9 protein-coding genes and 2 pseudogenes are annotated in these 18,459 nt (G+C 74.2%); 4 read left to right on the top strand and 7 right to left on the bottom strand.

All coding sequences use genetic code 11. From position 1 onward, the window contains the following. Positions 1 to 2: 2 nt before the first annotated feature. A pseudogene (locus ACFVIM_RS21070) lies at positions 3 to 89 on the bottom strand. 137 nt (positions 90 to 226) lie between these two features. Here ACFVIM_RS21070 and ACFVIM_RS21065 point away from each other — a divergent pair. The 3 genes from ACFVIM_RS21065 (at position 227) to ACFVIM_RS21055 (ending at position 2,088) form a co-directional block, all read left to right on the top strand. Then, positions 227 to 634 (top strand): nuclear transport factor 2 family protein, encoded by a 408-nt coding sequence (locus tag ACFVIM_RS21065; RefSeq protein ID WP_384303393.1) that lies wholly within the window; start codon positions 227 to 229, stop codon positions 632 to 634. A gap of 174 nt (positions 635 to 808) precedes the next feature. After that, a complete protein-coding gene (locus ACFVIM_RS21060) occupies positions 809 to 1,570 on the top strand; it encodes a hypothetical protein (protein WP_384303391.1) in 762 nt (253 codons plus the stop codon). Continuing rightward, on the top strand, positions 1,567 to 2,088 hold the full coding sequence (locus tag ACFVIM_RS21055; RefSeq protein WP_384303389.1) for a J domain-containing protein: 522 nt from the start codon (positions 1,567 to 1,569) through the stop codon (positions 2,086 to 2,088). Before ACFVIM_RS21060 ends, ACFVIM_RS21055 begins: the two co-directional genes overlap by 4 nt. A 12-nt stretch (positions 2,089 to 2,100) precedes the next feature. Here the strand turns inward: ACFVIM_RS21055 and ACFVIM_RS21050 are convergent, their stop codons facing one another. The 4 genes and pseudogenes from ACFVIM_RS21050 to ACFVIM_RS21035 all read right to left on the bottom strand — a co-directional run. Further along, positions 2,101 to 4,194 carry a M48 family metalloprotease gene (locus ACFVIM_RS21050; RefSeq protein ID WP_384303387.1) on the bottom strand — a complete coding sequence of 698 codons (2,094 nt, stop codon included), beginning with the start codon at positions 4,192 to 4,194 and terminating at the stop codon, positions 2,101 to 2,103. Next, a complete protein-coding gene (locus ACFVIM_RS21045) occupies positions 4,191 to 4,901 on the bottom strand; it encodes an RNA polymerase sigma factor (RefSeq protein ID WP_384303385.1) in 711 nt (236 codons plus the stop codon). The genes ACFVIM_RS21050 and ACFVIM_RS21045 overlap by 4 nt, the downstream gene beginning before the upstream one ends. After that, the gene (locus tag ACFVIM_RS21040; protein WP_384303383.1) at positions 4,898 to 5,137 is read right to left on the bottom strand and encodes a hypothetical protein; all 240 of its coding nucleotides are present in this window, start codon (positions 5,135 to 5,137) and stop codon (positions 4,898 to 4,900) included. The genes ACFVIM_RS21045 and ACFVIM_RS21040 overlap by 4 nt, the downstream gene beginning before the upstream one ends. Before the next feature lie 189 nt (positions 5,138 to 5,326). Continuing rightward, positions 5,327 to 5,548: pseudogene (locus ACFVIM_RS21035) on the bottom strand (helix-turn-helix domain-containing protein); the annotation flags it as partial. 210 nt (positions 5,549 to 5,758) lie between these two features. Between ACFVIM_RS21035 and ACFVIM_RS21030 the strand changes: the two are divergent. Then, positions 5,759 to 7,282 carry an ArnT family glycosyltransferase gene (locus ACFVIM_RS21030; RefSeq protein WP_384303381.1) on the top strand — a complete coding sequence of 508 codons (1,524 nt, stop codon included), beginning with the start codon at positions 5,759 to 5,761 and terminating at the stop codon, positions 7,280 to 7,282. A 477-nt stretch (positions 7,283 to 7,759) separates the two neighbouring features. Here the strand turns inward: ACFVIM_RS21030 and ACFVIM_RS21025 are convergent, their stop codons facing one another. Together ACFVIM_RS21025 and ACFVIM_RS21020 are read right to left on the bottom strand one after the other, a co-directional pair. After that, positions 7,760 to 8,989, bottom strand: a complete 1,230-nt coding sequence (locus ACFVIM_RS21025) for an MFS transporter (protein WP_384303379.1) — start codon at positions 8,987 to 8,989, stop codon at positions 7,760 to 7,762. Continuing rightward, complete coding sequence (locus ACFVIM_RS21020) at positions 8,986 to 18,312, bottom strand: amino acid adenylation domain-containing protein (RefSeq protein ID WP_384303377.1); 9,327 nt, start codon at positions 18,310 to 18,312, stop codon at positions 8,986 to 8,988. The genes ACFVIM_RS21025 and ACFVIM_RS21020 overlap by 4 nt, the downstream gene beginning before the upstream one ends. Positions 18,313 to 18,459: the final 147 nt, after the last annotated feature.

Raw genomic sequence — 18,459 nt, 5'->3', positions numbered from 1 at the left:
GGTGGAGATGCCGGGAATCGAACCCGGGTCCAGTGGAGCGGATTCAGGTCCACGGCGCGCGCCGTGGACCGTGCCCGTGGCGCGCCTCCGTCGCGGACCGGCCGCGGCCCCTCCGTACCCAACCCTCTCTGCCGGGCCGCGGCGTAAGCCTTGACGTACGCCCGCCCGGGGACGTTGCATGCGAGGAGCCGGGTCCCGAACCTCTCTGAGAACAGGAGCCCCTTCCGTGACAGCTGCCACGCATGAGGTCTTCGCGCGCTACCACGCCTGCTGGGAAGCCCGCGACCCCGACCGGATCGCCTCGCTCCATACCCCGGACTCGGTCTTCCATCTGCACTCGGGCGAAGATCCCGTACGCGGGCGGGCGGCCATCCGGGAGGCGGTGGCCGGGATGTTCGCGCTCGTCCCTGACCTGGAGTTCACCCAGGTATCGCTGCGTACGGGCGACGACTTCTGGGTCGCCCGGTTCACGCTGGGCGGGACCTCCGCGTCCGGTGGTGTGATCGCTGTCGATCTCGCGGACTTCGTCCTGGTCGAGGACGGCGCGGTGAAGGAGAAGCACTCCTATGTGGACGGGGAGGCGATGCGGGCCGCCCTCGCGCCCGCCGTACCGGACCCGGCGCCGACGCACTGAGTCGCGCTCCCCTCCCACGTCAGGCAGCGGGGTCCGGTCCCGGGAGGCTCGCGCCCCCAACCGCCCGCCGGATGCGGCGCGTTCCGTTCCCGGCGTTCCCCCGCCGGGGGAGGCGGGGCACCATGGGCGGAGCCGGTGTCGACGGGAGACGGGCATGGCACGGGGGAGGCGGGGATGATGTCACGTCAGCTGCCCTGGCGCAGGGGCGATGGGCCGGTGGTCCGGCCGGGCGGGAAGGATCCCGCGCGCGTCCCGGCGGCCGGAGAGCCGGATGTTCCGGTCGGCGCCGCCGGGGTGGGGACTCCGGTCCATGACGCCGGGCGGCTGGGGTTCGTGGCGGACCCGGGGCGGGACCACTGGTGGGGGCAGCTCGGCCCGCGGGTCCGTGACCGGATGGAGGCCAGGGTCGGACCGGTCGTCGAATGGTGGGCGCACCGCCACCGCGCGGAGGAACCGCGCCCGTACGCGGTGGTCCTCGGGGAGCGGGGGCTGGCCGTGTGCACCCCGACGCTCAACGACCGGGGCGGCCCCGCGCAGCTGCTCACGGTCGTGCCCTTCGTACCGTCGTCGCTGCGCCACGCGGTCGTGGTCCAGCGGGCCGGTCCACCGCCGTCCGGCGGTCCCGCCCTGCCGGGTGGCGGCACACCGGAGCGGGCTCTGGGTGATCCGCCGCTGACGGACCGGCTGCGCGGGTTCATCGGCCATCTGCCGCCGGAGGCGCAGTCGCGGTTGCAGTGGCCCTTCGTCAACGGCGACACCCTGGACCGGGGGGACCACTACTACACCGGTGGCGCCGGCGAACTGGACGTCTGGTGCTATCTGGCCGGGCGGCGCTGGGTGACCTTCGTGTCGGGGCACGGGACGGGCCTCGCCGGCCCGGCACACCGCGCGTCGTGGCGGCTGGTCTGCCGACAGGCCGAGGTGGCGGTGCGATGAGCCCGTCCCCCGGCGAACCGGACCTCTACGCGGTGCTCGGCGTGGCGGGGAACGCCACGGAGGACGAGATCCTGCGCGCGTTCCGGCGCCGCGCGCTCGTCGACCATCCCGACCGGGGCGGTGACGCCGGGACCTTCCGCGAGCTGTACCGGGCCCGGGAGACGCTTCTGGACCCGGTCCGGCGGGCCGCGTACGACCGCCGCTCCGCGCGGCCCGACCCCGGTCAGGACACGGACCGTGCCACCGACCGTTCCACGGCGGCCGCCGGGCCGGACGCGCCTCACGGGGCGCGCGGAGGATCCGGTTCCGGGACGGCGGCGTCCGGCCCCTTCACCTGGGAGCCCGGCGCGGGACCGGCCGCCGCCCCCGGGACCGCCGACGGCCCGGCGGACGCCGACGCCTTCCCTCCGTTCGAGCCGGGGTTCTCCTGGCGCCGGGCGGACCGGTTCTCCTGGTGGGAGCCCGGCGCCGAGCCCCCGCCGAAGCGGCGTCGGCGCCCACGGCGCGGACGGGGCTGACCGGCCACAGCACTAGCGACAGCGCAACGGGATGACGCGGAGCCCGTCGGACGGCACGCGGAGCGTCTGACCCGCCCTGAGGACGTCCCGCGCGTCCATCCGGTTCAGCTTCCTCAACTCCGCGACCGTGGTGCGGTACCGGCAGGCGAGGCCGGACAGGGTCTCCCCGCGCCGTACGGTGACGACATGGGAGGAGCGTTGTCGTATGTCCTTCAGCACCTCGTCCCACAGCCCGCTCCCCCAGGACGGTGAGTACCGGGTGGCACCCGGCGTGGGGATGACGCCCGGCAGAGCGCCTCCCGGCAGGGCGTCCCCGGTCGGCCGGGGCCACACCGTATCCAGCGAGGGCATCGGTCGGACGGACGAGGAGCCCGCCTCGTAGGCCGGACCGATCCGCGTCGACCCTCCGGTCCTGATCATCGACACCCCCCACACCACCGACACGACGATCACCGCGCCGATGGTGAGGCGGCGGACGTTCCGCTGACGCAGGCGTTCCCGGGCGACGGACGCCGGTACGCGCCGCGCGCTCCTGGGGACCCTGGTGCGTCCGGCCGGAGACAGTACGGTGCGCAGCGCCAGCGGAACGGGGGCCTCGACCGCCACACCGAGCCGCGCCAGCTCGCGGCGGAGGGCGGCCACACCCGGCGTGCCGTGGGCCGCCGCGGTCACCAGTTCCTCCAGGTCCCCGGCCGGACCGCCGTGGCGGACCAGCCGGTAGCCCTCGGTCCAGCTCAGCGCCCAGTGTGCCCGTCCGGCCCCGGCCAGCGCCTGGCCGGTCAGCGCGTACAGGGCCTCGGCGAGTTGCTCCCCGGGCGACGGGGCGTCCGTGAGCCGCCGGGCCAGCTCCTCCCGCTCCCCGGCCTCCAGCAGGTCCAGCACGGTGCCGAGGGTGGGCCGCGCGGCCGCGCCGACGCCGCGCGCCGCGTCCAGCAGCAGGCTCGCCAGCTCGATCGCGAACGCCTCGGCGGCCAGGTCCGCCCATTGGGCGTGGGGCAGCGCGGTCGGCGTGCCCCGCGTCTGCGCGAGCAGTCCCCGCTCCACCCGGGCCACCGCCCGCGGGTCGGCCAGCAGCGGCTCCGCGAGCGGGGCCGGGGGCTCCTCGGCGGCCCGTGCCTCGATCAGCGCCAGCCGCCGGACCAGGGGCGGATGGGAGTCCAGGGCGGAACCACCCGTCTCGGCCGGGTGCGCCCGCCGTTCGGCGAGGCGCTCGCGCACCTCCGGGTCGTCGAGCATCGCGGCGAACGTCTCGAAGACGTCCTCGGGGACGAATCCGAGCCCCTGGACGGGCCGCAGATAGCGGTCGTGGAACCCGCTCCAGGCGAAACCGAGCGCGTGGACGGCGCGCAGCGCCTCGGCCGTGGCGGCCGGACCCGCCACGGCGACCGCCGCCGCGTCCGCCTCCAGTTCCTGGCGGCGCCGGACGGCGAGGGAGAGGCGCAGATACAGCCAGGCGTAGCCGGCAATCGCCCAGCGGAACAGATAGGCATAGCTCAGGAGGCCCGGTTTACCCGGTTCGGTCACCTCCGTCAGCCGGAGCCGCAGAAGGGTGGAGCGCAGCGACTCCGCCCCCCGGTAGGAGACCGCGCCGAACCGGGTGTGCCGACCCGCGTAGTGGCCCAGTTCATGGGCGAGCACCGCCCGCAGCTCCACCGGCCGCAGACGGGTCAGCAGGGGCACCCCGAGATACATCGTCCGCTCGCCGGTGAGAAGGCCGAGCAGCCACGCCTCCTCCGACACCGACGCGTTGGCCTCCGGTGTCAGCAGGATCCGGCCGGGCGGCCGGGTGCCCTGCCGTTCGGCCAGTTCCTCGACCAGCCGCCACAGTCCGGGGGCCGCCTCACGGCGCACGGGCACCGCGCCGGGCGGTGCTTCCGTGGCGCCGCTGACCGTCACCAGCCCATAGCCGAGCGCGAACCCGACCGGGATACCGCCCGCGACGACCATCGCCCCGTTGCCGAAGCGCGCGGGCGCGACGAGGATCCCCCACAGAGTCATCGCCACCAACCCGGCGTCCAGCAGGAGTAACGCGCAGACCACCACGTAGAACCCGGTCAGCAGGCCCACGGCCAGCACGCCGCGCAGCCCGCTCAGGAGAGCTCTCATGAGCGCTCCTCCAACCGCCGGGCCAGCGCGGATCTGGCCCGTTCCGGTTCCTCGGGGTCATCGAGGAGGCCCGCCCGGAGCCAGCTCTCGGTGGTCCGCAGCGCCCGGTCGAGCGGGTCGGGCGCGGCCTGGCCGGTCCGGCCCGGCCGGGCGTCGGCCCAGCCGCTCGGGCCCGGCCCGGCCACGAACGCGTCCCGGCGGCTGAGCTCCTCCTCGTTCATACCCAGCGCCTCCTTCATCGTCAGGCGCGCCTTCGACACGTTCGCGGCGACGCCGCCCCGCGTCATCCTCAGGGCCCGGGCGATGTCCCGCTGTGACCAGCCGTGCAGACAGAACAGGACCATGGTGACGCGCTGCCGTGGCGGCAGGGCGGCGAGCAGTCGTAACACCTCGCGCGCCTCGGCGGTCCGCTCGGGGCCCGCCTGGACGGGCACCGGCAGCGCGGGCAGCCGCTCCTCGCCCGCCCGGCGCTTGCGCTGTGTCTTCCACAGCCGCTGGACGGCGACCCGGTACACCCAGGCTTCGGGATTCTCGTACCCGGCGATCCGGTCCCAGGCGCGGTAGGCCTCGGCGAACCCCTCCTGTACGGCGTCCTCGGCGTCCTCACGGCTGCCGCACAGCATGATCGCCTGGGCCAGCAGCCGCGGCTGGGCGGCGGCGAAGAAGGTCTCGAAGTCCCGTGGCCGCACGGCCGGTCGCGCGCTCACCGGCGCTCCGCCGAGTCGACCCGGTCCCCCGCGGTGGCCGACGCCGCGCGGGCGGTCACCGTGCCGCCGTCGCGGCGCGTGGTCTCCACCGTGCCGCCCGGCCCCGCCGCCCGCACCACGGTCGCCACGGCGTGCGCCCACGCCCGCTCCCGTACCGGGCGCGTGCACAACTCGATCAGCGCGTAGACCAGTCGGGCACCCACCACCACCACGACCAGCACCTCTGGGTCCAGCATCCCTCGCGTCCTTCCTCAGGTCCCCACAGTCGACACCTGGATACAGCCGCGGGCGCCCCGGGTGTTTACCCGGCGGTGCCGCGTTTCCATGATGGCCGTGCCGGACCGCGGCGGGACCCGTTCCGGTAGTGGGCGGCCGCGGCTTTCCGTTCCCCGGTCGGCTCGGCCCCGCGCGCCCGGCAGGGACGGGGAGGTGAGTGCGGCGCCGGTACGCCGGGCCTCGCCGGGTCCGATGCCGTGCATGGCGCGGAACGCTCGCGCGAACGCCTCGCCGGAGCCGCAGCCGTAGCCGTAGCCGTAGCGCACAGCGATCTCCAGCAACGTCTCACGTCCCGCGAGTACCTCGGCGCCCGCGAGGGTGAGCCGACGGCGCCGGACGTCCTCCAGCGGGGGCATTCCCGCGAGCGCGGAGGACAACGGCGGCCTGTTCGCCGGAAGAACAGCGGTGGCACGTTCACACAAGACCGGGCGCACGAGCTTTTCCCACAAGTCAACATGGTCGCCCGCCCGCGGCGCCCCGGAGACAATCCGAGGGCCCAGACCCACGGAGAGAAAGAGTGTGGACACGTGGCGACCACGACTGGACATTCCTCACCGGCTTCCCAGGTCCGCGCGGCAGCGGTGCCCGTACTGAGCCGGCGTCCGTTACTCGCCGTCTCCGCCGGAGTGGGTGCGGTGCTGCTGGCCCTGTCGGGACGGCACGGATATCACGTCGACGAGCTGTACAACCGGGCGTCCGGAGGACACCTGGCCTGGGGATATGTGGACCAACCGCCGCTGGTCTCACTGATCGCCAGGGTGGAGACCACGGTGCTGGGCGACAGCCTGACCGCGCTGCGCGTGGTTCCGGCGCTGCTGGCCTGCGTCGTGGTGTGGGTGACGGGCCTGATCGCCCGCGAACTCGGCGGCGGGCGCGGCGCCCAGCTCTTCGCCGCCGCCGCCACGGGCGCGTCCGTCGTCACGCTCAACGCCGGACATGTACTGACCACCAACGGCCCCGACCTACTGGCCTGGGTGACGGTGGGCTGGCTGCTGATCCGTCTGCTGCGCACCCGTGACACCCGGCTCTGGCTCGCCGTCGGCGCGGTCACCGGCGTGGGCATGCTCGCCAAGAACCTGATCGTGCTGCTGCTCCTCGCCCTGCTGGTGGGCGTCGTGTCGCTGGGGCCACGAGGGGTCCTGCGCGGTCGGCACCTGTGGGTGGGCACCGGCATCGCCGCGGTGATCGCGGCGCCCGCGGTCCTGTGGCAGATCACCCACGGCTGGCCCGCGGTGGAGATGAGCGCGGCGCTCAAGACAGCCCTGGGCGCCGACTCCCGGGTGGCCTTCGTCCCGTTCCAGGTGCTGATGATCGGTCTGTTCCTCACCCCGGTGTGGATCGCCGGGCTGGTGGCCCTGCTCCGCCGCCCGGAATGGCGCGCCTACCGGTCGGTCGGCCTGGCCTACCTGTTCATGGCGGTGCTGCTGATCGCCATCGGCGGAAAGCCGGAGTACACCGGCGGGCTCCAGCTGGTGCTGCTCTCGGCGGGCTCCGTCGTGGTGGTGCGGTGGGCGAGGACCACCGTCCGCCGTTCACTGGCCGGTACCGCGCTGGTGGGCAACGCGGTGCTGTCGGCGGTGCTCATGCTGCCGGTGCTGCCCATCGCGTGGTACGGGTCGAACCCGGCGCTGACCCAGCTGGGGGTCTTCCAGCTCGACCAGGCGGCCTGGCCCCGGCTGGCCGAGCAGGTCGCCGCCGTCCACCGGTCGCTGCCCGCACGGGAGCGCGCGCGTGCCGTCGTCTACGCCAATCACTACGGCCTGGCGGGCGCCCTGGACCGGTACGGTCCTGAGCACGGTCTGCCCCGCGTCTACAGCGGCCAGAACTCCTACGCGGACTTCGGCAGGCCCGCCGACGGTACGGACGTGGTCATCGCGGTCGGCGTGGACCGTGACGCCTTCGGCGCCCGGTTCACGACATGCGAGCCCGCAGGCGAGTTCGAGACCAATCTGCCCGTCGCCGACCAGGACACCGGGTTCCTCGTGTGCCGCGGTCCCCGCGAACCGTGGGCGGAGCTGTGGTCGGAGCTTCGCTGGATCGGCTTCCAGTGTCCGTACACGGCCGAGGCCATCACCGCGAAGAGCAAGGAGGGTTGCACGCTGTGAGGCACGGGGAGTAGGTCGCGCCCGCGGAGCCCGCCTGGCCGCGATGGGCGGAAGACACTCCCCCTGTGACGAAGTCCAGGGGGAGTGTCTGGCGGGGTCTGGTGCTGGAGGCACTCCCCCAGGCTCCGCCCGGAGGGAGAGTGCGTGCCAGGGCACGGCGGAGAGCCGGGGCTTCGACGGCACGGCCTCAGCCCGGCGGCCTCAGGTGGGGGTGCGCCGGAGCGAAGTCTGAGGGAGCTCCCCCACGCGGAGTTGTCTGGGTTGGCGGGGCTTCCCCCTACGTCCCGTACGGGGGACCGCCCCCTGGCTTCGCCGGGCGTACCCCCGCCCCTGCCACCAGGCGCGGGCGGGGGTACCTCCCGTACCGGCAGGCGGGAGCGGAATCGGCGACCGCCGACGACACCCGGGCGCTCCCGGGGCCCAGGGGGCACCCGAGCCCCGCGCGGCCCCTCAGCGGCGCCCCGATGCCCTGGGCCCTCACTCCGGTGTGGGAAACCGGCGCAGGGTGGGGCTGAGGGTGGTGCCCACGGCGACGACGGCCAGCACGGCGGACCACACCAGCAGGCCGCCACCGCTGTTCCCGTCCGCCATCAGCAGCCCGCCCACCACTGGCCCGAGCACACCGGCACCGCCCGCGAAGAGCCCGACGGTGCCGCTCAGCCTCCCCCGCATCTCATCGGGTGCGACGGTGATCTGGTAGGTCATGACCGTCGTGAACGCGGTGGGGATGAGGAAGGCGATCCCGCCGAGCACGACACCGGCCCATACCCCGGTCGGCACCAGCGCCAGCACCACCGTCAGCGCCGCCCCCACCCAGGGGAATCCGATGATGACCGCCGACGCGGGCAGAGCGGTGTGGAGCCGGCCCACGGCCGCGGCGCCCAGCAGGCCGCCGACACCGAACCCGGTCATCATCACCCCCACCTCGCCGGGTGCCATGTCGTCCTCGCCGGACGCCGCCAGCACCATGATGATCAGGGCGGAGATGAACAACTCGCAGCACATCAGCCAGACGAGGGTCGGCCGGATGACCCGGTGTCCGAGCACCCACCGGAAGCCGTCGGTGAGCATGCCCGCCCGTGCGGGCGCGGACCGGGCCTCGCGCCGGGGAAGGCGGAGGAAGCAGAGGGTGACACAGGACGCCACCAGCAGGACGGCGGCGACCGCGAACGGTGCCACCGGGTCGGCGGCGAAGAGGAAGCCCGCGCCCGCCGGGCCCAGCAGGGTGGCGATGTAGCGGCGCGCGGTGACGCGCGCCACCGCCTGCGACAGCTGTGCCTCCGGCACGACCTGCGGCAGCGCGGCGTGCTCGGCCGGGTCGAAGGCCGCGCCCAGCGCGCCCTCGGCCACCGCGACCAGCAGCACATGGGTCCAGGAGAAGTGGCCGGAGAACAGGGCGATGGCGAGGCTCGCCAGCGCCCCCGCGCGGACGCACTGGCACACCAGCATGACCCGCTTGCGGTCGTAGCGGTCCACCAGGACGCCCGCCGGGACGTTGGCCGCCATATGCGCCGCGGCGAGGACGGCGGCGACCGCGCCCATCTGGGGCGCGGAGCGCGTGGCCGCCAGCACCATCAGCGGAAAGGCGATGAGGCAGAGCTGGCCGACCAGTTCGGACACCAGCTGGCTGCTCCACAGCACGTGGTAGTTCCGGTTCCGCGACAGCGGTGGCGGCGCGGAACCGGTACCCGCCTCGGTGCTGGTCATCCCCCTGTCGCTCCGGTACGCCGGAGCAGCCGCCCGGCGAGCTGGAGCAGCCCGACCCGGCCCGTGTCCGGGTCGCGCACGAACCGCCCGGTGGCCGGTACCCCGCCACCGCCGCTCGTGGTGAACCGCAGATCCGCGAAGCAGGTCAGGGTGGAGCGCGGCCCGGACCCGACGGACAGGGTGAGCCCTTCGGGGCGCGCCGCGACCACGCACTCCCAGTCGCCGTTGGCGTAGTGTCCCGCGCATTCGTCCGGCGCGGCGATCGGCGCGCCCGGGTCGGTCAGTGCCCGCATCGGGTGGCTGGCCACGTCGAGGCCCGCCGCGCGGAGTTCGGCGAGGAGCTCCTCCCAGAGCCCCAGCCCGCCGCCCGCGTTCGTGGTGAGCGCCACGGCCGTCCCGGTGGCCGGGTCGAAGCGCAGGTGGGACCAGGTGCCGTCGCCGCTGCCGTCGTGCCCGTACCCGTCACCGCGCGCGCCACGGAAGACGGACCAGCCGAGCCCCCACCCGTCGGCGAGACCGAACGGTCCGATGGCGAGTCCGGCCGTCCGGTCCACGAGCATGGCCTCGGCGGCCACGGGGTCGAGCACCCCGGGCACCCCTTGGCCGTGTACGGCGGCCAGCCGTACCAGGTCGCTCGCGCTGGCCTCCAGTGCCACGGCGGGTTCGTCCAGCGGGGAGAAGGACTGCTGGGGCACGGGGAGCGGACGGCCCTGGACCACATGCCCCTGTGCCACCGGGCGCCCGCCCGGGCGTGTGGTGGAGGACGCCGTGATCCCGAGCGGGCTGAGCACCGCCGCCGCCACGGCGGTGTGCCAGTCCGTGCCGGTCACCACTTCGGCCAGTCGGCCCGCGAGGACATAGCCGACATCGGAGTAGGAGAACGCGGTGTCCGGCGGGTGCGTCACGGCCGTCGCGTCGCAGTGCCGCTCGACCCAGGCGCGCCGGTCCGCGCTCGGTATCCGCTCGTCCACCGCGGCCACCAGCCCACCGGTGTGGCCGAGGAGCTGCCGCGTGGTGACCCGGCCGACCGGGCTCGCGGCGGACAGCTCGGGCAGATACGCGCCGATCGGGGCGTCGAGGTCGAGGCGCCCGTCGGCCGCCAGCGACTGGACGAGCAGCGCGGTCACCGGCTTGGTCAGGGAGGCGATGGGGAAGGCGGTGTCCGCGGTGACCGGCAGGCCGGTACCGGCGACCCGCTCGCCCGTCTCGACGGCGATCAGCTGACCGGCGTGGCGGACGGCGAGCTGCGCGCCCGGTACCCGGTGGGCGCGCGCCAGTTCGGTGAGCCGGTCGGCGAGGAACGCGTGGCTGACGGCCGGTCCGGTCCCCCGGCCCGGTGCCCCGGTCCGTGCCCGGTCCCCGGCGCGGTCCGCGCGGCCGGTCGCGGCGGGCTCGGGGGCCGCCGTCGGGTCGGCCCCGGTGGCCTCCGGCGCGGCGGTGTCCCGTACGACCACGGTCGCCAGGCGTTCGATGGTCGGGTGCGAGAACAGGTCCTTCGGCACCATGTGCCACCCGGCCCGCCGGGCGCGGTAGACCACCTGGACGCTCAGCACCGAGCTGCCGCCCAGCTCGAAGAAGTCGCCGGTCACATCGATCTCGTCGAGGGGGCGGCCGAGCACCTCCGCCCAGATCGCGGCCAGCGCGGCCTCCGTCTCGTCGCGCGCCGCCACCCGGGGCGTCCCGGGGTCGGCCGGCGCGCCCGGAGCGAGCAGGGCCCGCCGGTCGGTCTTGCCACTGGGGGTCAGCGGGAAGGCGTCCAGCAGCACGAAGGACGGGGGCACCATGTAGCCGGGGAGATACCGCTGGAGGTACTCCTTCAGCCCCGCCGTCGTGGGCGACGCCTCCCCGGCCGGTACGCAGTACGCCACCAGCCGCTTGTCGCCCGGCCGGTCCTCGTGCGCCACCACGACGGCCGAGGCGACCTCCGGGTGGGTGTCCAGCACCGCCTCGATCTCGCCGGGCTCGATCCGGAAGCCCCTGATCTTGACCTGGTCATCGACCCGGCCGGCGAACTCCAGGACCCCCTCGGCCCGCCACCGCGCCCTATCGCCGGTACGGTACATCCGCTCGCCGGGCGGCCCGAACGGATCGGCCACGAACCGGTCCGAGGTCAGTCCGGCGCGGTTCGCATAGCCCCGCGCCACGCCCTGACCGGCGATGTACAGCTCACCGGGGACACCGGGCGGGACCAGCTGGAGCGCGGCGTCCAGCAGATACAGCCGGGTGCCGCCGATCGGCCCGCCGATCGGGGGTGTACCGGTGGTGTGGCGCACCAGTTCCGCCGCGGTCGACCAGATCGTGGTCTCGGTCGGCCCGTACACGTTCGTCACCGACGACGCGCGGGCGGTCAGGGCCTCGGCCAGCTCCGCGGGCAGTGCCTCGCCGCCGACGAGCACCCGGACCCGGTCGAGCACCTCGGGAGCGGCCTCGGCCACGCCGCGCCACAGGCTCGGTGTCGCCTGCACCACCGTCACGGCCTCGTCCTGGACCACGCGGAGCAGTTCCCGCGGCTCGTGCACCAGCTCCTTGTCCGCCAGTACCACGGTCGCGCCGCTGACCAGGGGCACGAACAGTTCCAGGTGCGCGATGTCGAAACCGATGGTCGTCAGGGCCAGCAGCCGGTCGCCGGGTGTCATCGCGGTCCGGTCCCGCATGTCCCGCACGAAGTTGCCGAGGTTGGCCCGGGTGACCACCACGCCCTTGGGCCTGCCGGTGGAGCCCGAGGTGTAGAGCAGGTAGGCGGCGTTCTGCGGACCCGGCGGCGGGGACGACTCCGGTCTGGTCACCGGGCGGGCCCCCAGCGCGGCGACCACGTCGGGCGCGTCGAGCGCGAGGGACGGCGTGCCCTGTGGCAGACCGGGCACGGCCGTGCCGCTGGTGAGCGCCAGGACCGGGGCCGCGTCGCGCACCATGAACGCGAGGCGTTCGTCCGGGTGGTCCAGGTCCAGCGGCAGATAGGCCGCGCCCGTCTTCAGGACCGCCACCATGGCCACCAGCAGTTCGGGTGTCCGCGGGCAGGCCAGGGCGACGGTCTGCTCGGGGCGGACGCCGAGCGCCGCCAGATGGTGGGCGAGCCGGTTGGCGCGGGCGTCCAGTTCGGCGTAGCTCAGCACGGCGTCCCCGCAGACCAGCGCGGTGGCGTCCGGGGTGGCCGCGGCCTGCCGCTCGAACAGCTCGACGGTGGTGGCCGCTCCCGTGGCGCCGGGGGCGGCGCTCCCCGCGCGCAGCAGCGCGTCCCGTTCACCGGCGGGCAGCACGGGCAGCCGGGCGATCGGTGCCTCGCCGTGGTCGGCGAAGGCGTCCAGCACGGTCACCAGGCGTTCGGCGATCCGCTCCGCGGTGTCCGGGTCGAACAGGCTCGGGTCGTAGCCGAGGCGCAGGTGCAGTGCGTCGGTGGTGTAGGCGGTGAGCGTGAGCGCGTAGTTGGTCTCCTCCGCGCCGGTGCTCTCACGCACCACGAGCCCGTGCCGGGAGGCCGCGTCCCGGTCGTAGGGGTAGCTCTCGAAGATGACGATGCTGTCGAAGAGGTCCGCGTCCCGCGGCACCTCGCTCCAGCCGCGCACCTGCGCGAGCGACACATGGTCGTACTGCCGGGTCTCGACCTGCTCGTCCTGGATCCGCCGCAGCCACGACACAAGGTCGGGACCACTGGCCCCGCTGTCCCCACTGTTCACGGTTATCCGCACGGGCAGGGTGTTGATGAACAGCCCCACGATCTCGTCCGCGCCCGCCAGGTCCGCGGGACGGCCGGAGACCGTGGCGCCGAAGCACACATCGCTCTCACCGCTGTGCCGGGCCAGCAGCAGCGCCCACGCGCCCTGCACCACCGTGTTCACCGTCAGGTGGGCGCTCTTGGCGAACGCGTAGAGCCCGCGCGAGCGTTCGGCGGACAGCCGGACGTCCACATCGCGCGAGGACCGTGAGCCGTGCGCGGCCAGCGGAGCCCGGTCGTACGGCAGCGGGGTCGCCGTCGTGAAGCCCGCCATCGTACGGCGCCAGTGTGCCTCGGCGGCGGCGTCGTCCTGTTCGGCCAGCCACCGCACATAGTCCCGGTACGGGCGGCGCGGCTTCGGCGCCGGGACCGGCGCGCCGCTCAGCGCGGCATGTTCCGCGAACACCTGCCCGAGCACATCGGCGAAGCTCCAGCCGTCCAGCAGCAGATGGTGGGAGGACCAGAACACCTGGACGCTCGCCCCCGGCAGCCGGGCGATGGTCAGCCGCATCAGCGGTGCCACGGTCAGGTCGAGTTCCAGCGTCGGCAGGCTCTCCCACAGCGACCGCGACCGGGCTTCCCGCTCCTCCTCGGAGAGTGTGCTCCAGTCCAGACGGGTCACCGGCAGCCGTACATCGCGGTGGACGAGCTGGAGCGGGGTGTCGGCGGCGGACCCGACCACGGCGGTACGCAGGACCGGGGTGCGGTCCACCACCCGCTGGAACGCCTCGCTGAGCCGGGCCGGGTCCTGGACCCCGTCCAGCACGGCGGCGAAGTGGGTGAGGTACACATCGCCGCCGCCGTCGAGCGAGTGGAACAGCATCCCGCTCTGCATCGGGGTGAGCGGGTAGATGTCCTCCACCGAACGGCCGTCCCCGGCGATCCGGTCCACCGCCGCCTGGTCCAGCCCCGCCAGCGGGAAGTCCGACGGGGTGCAGCCGCCCGCGCCGGGCCGGGCGCAGTGCTCGATGATCTGCTCCAGCGCCGCGAGGAACGCCTCGGCCAGCCGTGCCACGCTCTCCTCGCGGTGGACGTTCTCGGAGTACTCCCAGCCGAACTCCAGCACGCCGTCGCGGACCATGCCGGTGACCTCGATGAGGCACTGCCGGGCCTGCTCGGGGCTGCGGTCGGGCACCGGGTTCTCACACCAGCCCCGGAAGAGACCGGCGTCGGCGCCACCGGCGGTGTCGGCGTCGAAGCGGCCGTGGTAGTTGAACCCGACCTGGCACTGACGGCCCCGCCCCAGGGCGCCCGCCGTCCCGAGGTAGCGCAGGGCGCCGTACCCCAGACCCCGCGTCGGCACGGCACGCAGCTGCTCCTTGACCGCCTTCACGGTGGCGCCCCAGGCCGTGCCTTGGGGGTCTTCGGGCAGCTCAAGCGCCGTGGGGAACACGGTGGTGAACCAGCCGACGGTACGGGAGAGATCGACGTCGCCGAAGAGGTCCTCGCGCCCGTGGCCCTCCAGTTCGATGGGCACGACGCCGCCGCCGACCCAGTCCCGCAGCACCCGGGCGAGGGCGCTGAGCAGCACGTCGTTCACCTGGGTGCGGTAGGTCCGCGGCACCTTGCGCAGCAGCGCGTCGGTGTGGTCGGCGCTCAGCCGCCGGGTCAGGGTGCGCGCGGATCCGGCGGTGTTGGGCCCGGTGTGGTCCACCGGCAGCGTGGCCGCGTCCACGGTGGCCCGCTCCACCCGGGTCCAGTACTCCAGCTCCGTGTCGAACCCGCCGTCGGCCACCAGGCCGGTGAGGCGCAGCGCCCAGTCCCGGAAGGACGTGGACCGCTCGCCGAGGTCCACCGTCCGCCCCTGGGCGGCCTGCTGGTGCCCGGTGGCGAGGTCGGCCAGGATGACCCGCCAGGAGACCGCGTCCACCACATAGTGGTGCGCGGCGAGGAAGAGCCGGGGGGCCCGGTCCCCGCCGAGGGTGAACAGCACACCCTTGACCAGCGGACCGGTGCGGATGTCGAACCCGGTCTGCGCCACGGTGATCGCCGCGCGCATCGCGTCGTCCCGCGCGGTGGCGTCGAGCGCGGACAGGTCGACGTGCTCGAACACGGCGCCGTCCGCGCCGGTGTCCGGCTCGGTGATCCGCTGCCGCCAGGTCCCGCCGACCCGCTCGGCCCGGACCCGCAGGATGTCGTGGTGGTCGAGGACGGCGGCGAACGCGGCGCCCAGCGCGTCGGCGTCGGCCCCCGCGTCCAGGTCGAGGAAGAGGGACTGGTTGAAGTGGCCCGGCGCGTCGGGGAACTCCTCGACGTACCAGTGCTGCACCGGCGTCAGCGGCACCGGGCCGTTCACCGGGCCCCGCTCCGCCGGGGACCCGCTCACCACCGTGACCTCACCCGCCAGTTCGGCGATGGTCTGGCGCAGGAAGATCTGCTTGGTGGTCAGCCGGAGGTTGGCGCGCCGGGCGAGCGACACCACCTGGAGGCTGAGGATCGAGTCGCCGCCGAGGTCGAAGAAGTTGTGCTCGACACCGATCCGGCCGGGCTCCACGCCCAGCACCGTGGCCCAGATGTCGACGAGCCGCGCCTCCACCGGGGTGCGCGGCGCGACCCGGCGGAGCGCGTCGTCCGCCGGCCCCTCCACGGCGGGCAGCGCACGCCGGTCCAGGGTGCCGTTCGGGGTCATCGGCAACGCGTCCAGGACCATGATCGCCGAGGGCACCGCCTGACTCGGGAGGTGGTCACCGAGGAAGGCCCGGAGCTCGGCGAGGCCGGGCGCCCGGGTGCCCTCGGGCACCACATAGCCGGCCAGCCGGACATGGCCGGAGTCGTCCCGGCGCGCGACCGCCGCCGCGGCGGCCACGTCGGGGTGGCGGGCGAGGGCGGTCTCCACCTCTCCGAGCTCCACCCGGAAGCCGCGGATCTTGACCTGGTCGTCCACCCGGCCGAGGTACTCCAGATTGCCGTCGCCGCGCCAGCGCACCACGTCGCCGGTGCGGTAGAACCGGCCGCTGCCCGGCCCGAGGACATCGTGGGGGAACCGCTCGGCGGCCAGCTCGGGCCGCCGCCAGTACCCCTGGGCCACGCCGTCGCCGCCGATGTAGAGCTCACCGGCCACGCCGATCGGCACCGGGCGGCGCAGCGCGTCCACCACGTACACACTGGTGTTCACCATCGGCTTGCCGATCGGGACGAACGCGGAGGGCTCGACCGGGTCGCCGCGCAGCGCGAACACGGTGGAGTCCACCGTCGTCTCGGTCGCGCCGTAGGCGTTGACGACCAGGGCGTGGGGGCCGATGTGGTCGAGCAGCTGGGCACAGTCACCCGCCAGCCAGCCCTCGGCGCCCAGGGAGACCAGCCGCAGCGAGCCGAGGTCACCACCGCCGCGCCCGTCCAGCTCGGCGGTGATCGCCCGGGCCAGCGACGGCGTGGTGGCCAGGATCTGCGGCCGGACCTCGATGAGCAGGTCCACCAGCGCGGGCGGTTCGGTCACCACCTCCGCCGGGCACACCACGAGTTCGCCGCCGAAGAGCGCGGAGAACAGGAAGTCGCCCAGGAACAGGTCGACGCCGAAGCTCGCCACCGACAGACACCGGCCGCGGATCTCGTCCAGCCCGTAGCGGGCGTTCCAGGCACGCAGGATGTGGTGGATGTTCCGGTGGTTGATCAGCACGCCCTTGGGCCTGCCGGTCGTGCCCGACGTGTAGATCACATAGACGAGGTCGTCCACGGTGACCCCGGTCTCCGGCGGCCCGTCCGGCAGGGCGTCGAGCACCGGCCGGTCGCGGTCGAGGCAGACCACGGTGGCGTCGTGCCCGGCGACGCGGTCCAGCACGGCGGTCTCGGTGACCACCACCGGCGCGGCGGCGTCCGCCAGCATCATGCTCAGCCGCTGCGCCGGGTAGTCCGGGTCGAGCGGTACGAACGCCGCGCCCGCCTTCATGACGCCGAGCAGCGCGACCATCGCGTCCACACCCCGCTCGACGCAGACGCCGACCAGCGTTCCCGGGCCCACGCCCAGGCCGGTCAGATGCCACGCCAGCTGGTTGGCCCGGGCCGCCAGCGCGGCGAAGGTCAGCGCCTCGCCCGCGCAGCTGACCGCCACCGCGTCGGGGCTGAGCGCGACCTGCTCGTCGAAGAGCTCGTGGACACAGCGGGAGGGGCCGTACGCCACCCTCGGGCCGTTCCACTCGGCGGTCAGCTGGTGCAGCTCGGGCCCGGTGAGCAGGGGCAGCTCCCGCATCGGTGCGTCCGGCCGGGCGGCGATGCCCTCCAGCAGGGTCAGCAGATGCCCGCCCATCCGCTCGATCGTCGCCCGGTCGAAGAGGTCGGTGCTGTACTCGATGGAGCCGGTGAGCGCGCCGTCGTGTTCGAAGAAGTCGAGGGACACGTCCAGCTTGGCCACATGCGCCGGTGGGGCGACCTCCGTGACCCGCAGGCCGGGCAGGTCGGCCGTGGTCTCCGGCGCTCGCTGGAGGTTGACCATCACCTGGACCAGCGGCGGCCGGCTCGGGTCGCGCTCCGGCCGCAGGGTGTCGACCAGCCGCTGGAAGGGGACCTCGTCATGGGCGAACGCGTCGAGCACGGTGGAGCGGACAGCGCCGAGGAAGTCGGTGAAGGACCGCTCTTCGTCCACGTCGGAGCGGAGGACGACGGTGTTGCTGAAGTAGCCGATGAGGTGTTCCAGCTCGACCCGGCCACGGCCCGCGGTCACCGAGCCCACCGCGATGTCCCGCTGGCCCGAGTACCGGGCGAACAGCAGCTGGCTCGCGGCCACCAGGATCATGAAGAGCGTGCCGCCACCGCGCGCCCCGAGTGCGGTCAGCCGCCGGGTCAGCGGCTCGGGCACACCGATCTCGTACACCGCCCCCGCGGAGCCGTTCACCGGGGGGCGCGGGCGGTCGGTCGGCAGTTCCACCGGCGGCAGCCCGGCGAGCTGCCGCCGCCAGTAGTCGGTGTGCTCCGCCAGCTCCGGCCCGGCCAGCCGTTCCCGCTGCCAGATGGCGAAGTCGGCGTACTGCACCGGCAGGCCCGGCGCCCCGGCCGGCTCGCCGCGCACCGCGGCCGTGTACCCGGCGCTGAGCTCGTCGACCAGGATGCCGATGGACCAGCCGTCGCCGATGATGTGGTGGAGGCCGAGCACCAGGACGTGTTCGTCCGCGGCGAGCCGCACCAGCGACACCCGGAACAGCGGACCACGGCGCAGGTCGAACGGGGTGCTCGTCTCGGCCTCAAGACAGCGGTCGAGTCCGGCGGCACGCTCGGTTTCCGGCAGGCCGGACAGGTCCACGGCCTCGACCGGCACCCGGCCGGGCCGGTGCACGATCTGGACGCCCTGTCCCTCGGCCTCGCCGACGGTGGTGCGCAGCGCCTCGTGCCGCGCGACCACCCCGTCCAGGGCCGTGCGCAGCGCCTCGACGTTCAGTTCGCCGGTCAGCCGCAGCACCTTCGGCGCGTTGTACTCGACGCTGCCGGGGTCCAGTTCGGTCAGGAACCACAGCCCCTGCTGGCCCGCTGACAGCGGCGGTGCCCCGTCCCGGGGCGCCGGGGTGATGGAGCGGTCCCCGACGACGGGCTCCGCCTCACCGGCGAGCTGCCGGATGACGAGTTCCCGCAGGTCGTCGGGAAGCTCCGACAGCCGGTCCTTCGCGGCGGGTGGCAGATCCATGCAGTTCTCTCCCCTTCAGAGGTGTGGACCGGACTTCTCAGAGGTGCGGAGCGGACTTTCCCGGGGTACGGGGGGCACTGCCCCTGGGCCTTGGGCCCGCTGGGGGTACCCCCGGGCGGAGCCCGGGGAGTGTCCCCGGCACCGGAC

The sequence above is a fragment of the Streptomyces sp. NPDC057638 genome (assembly GCF_042800315.1).
GTDB lineage: Bacteria > Actinomycetota > Actinomycetes > Streptomycetales > Streptomycetaceae > Streptomyces.
Note: the sequence above shows the minus strand (reverse complement) of the source record. Positions and strands in the feature narration are given on the sequence as shown.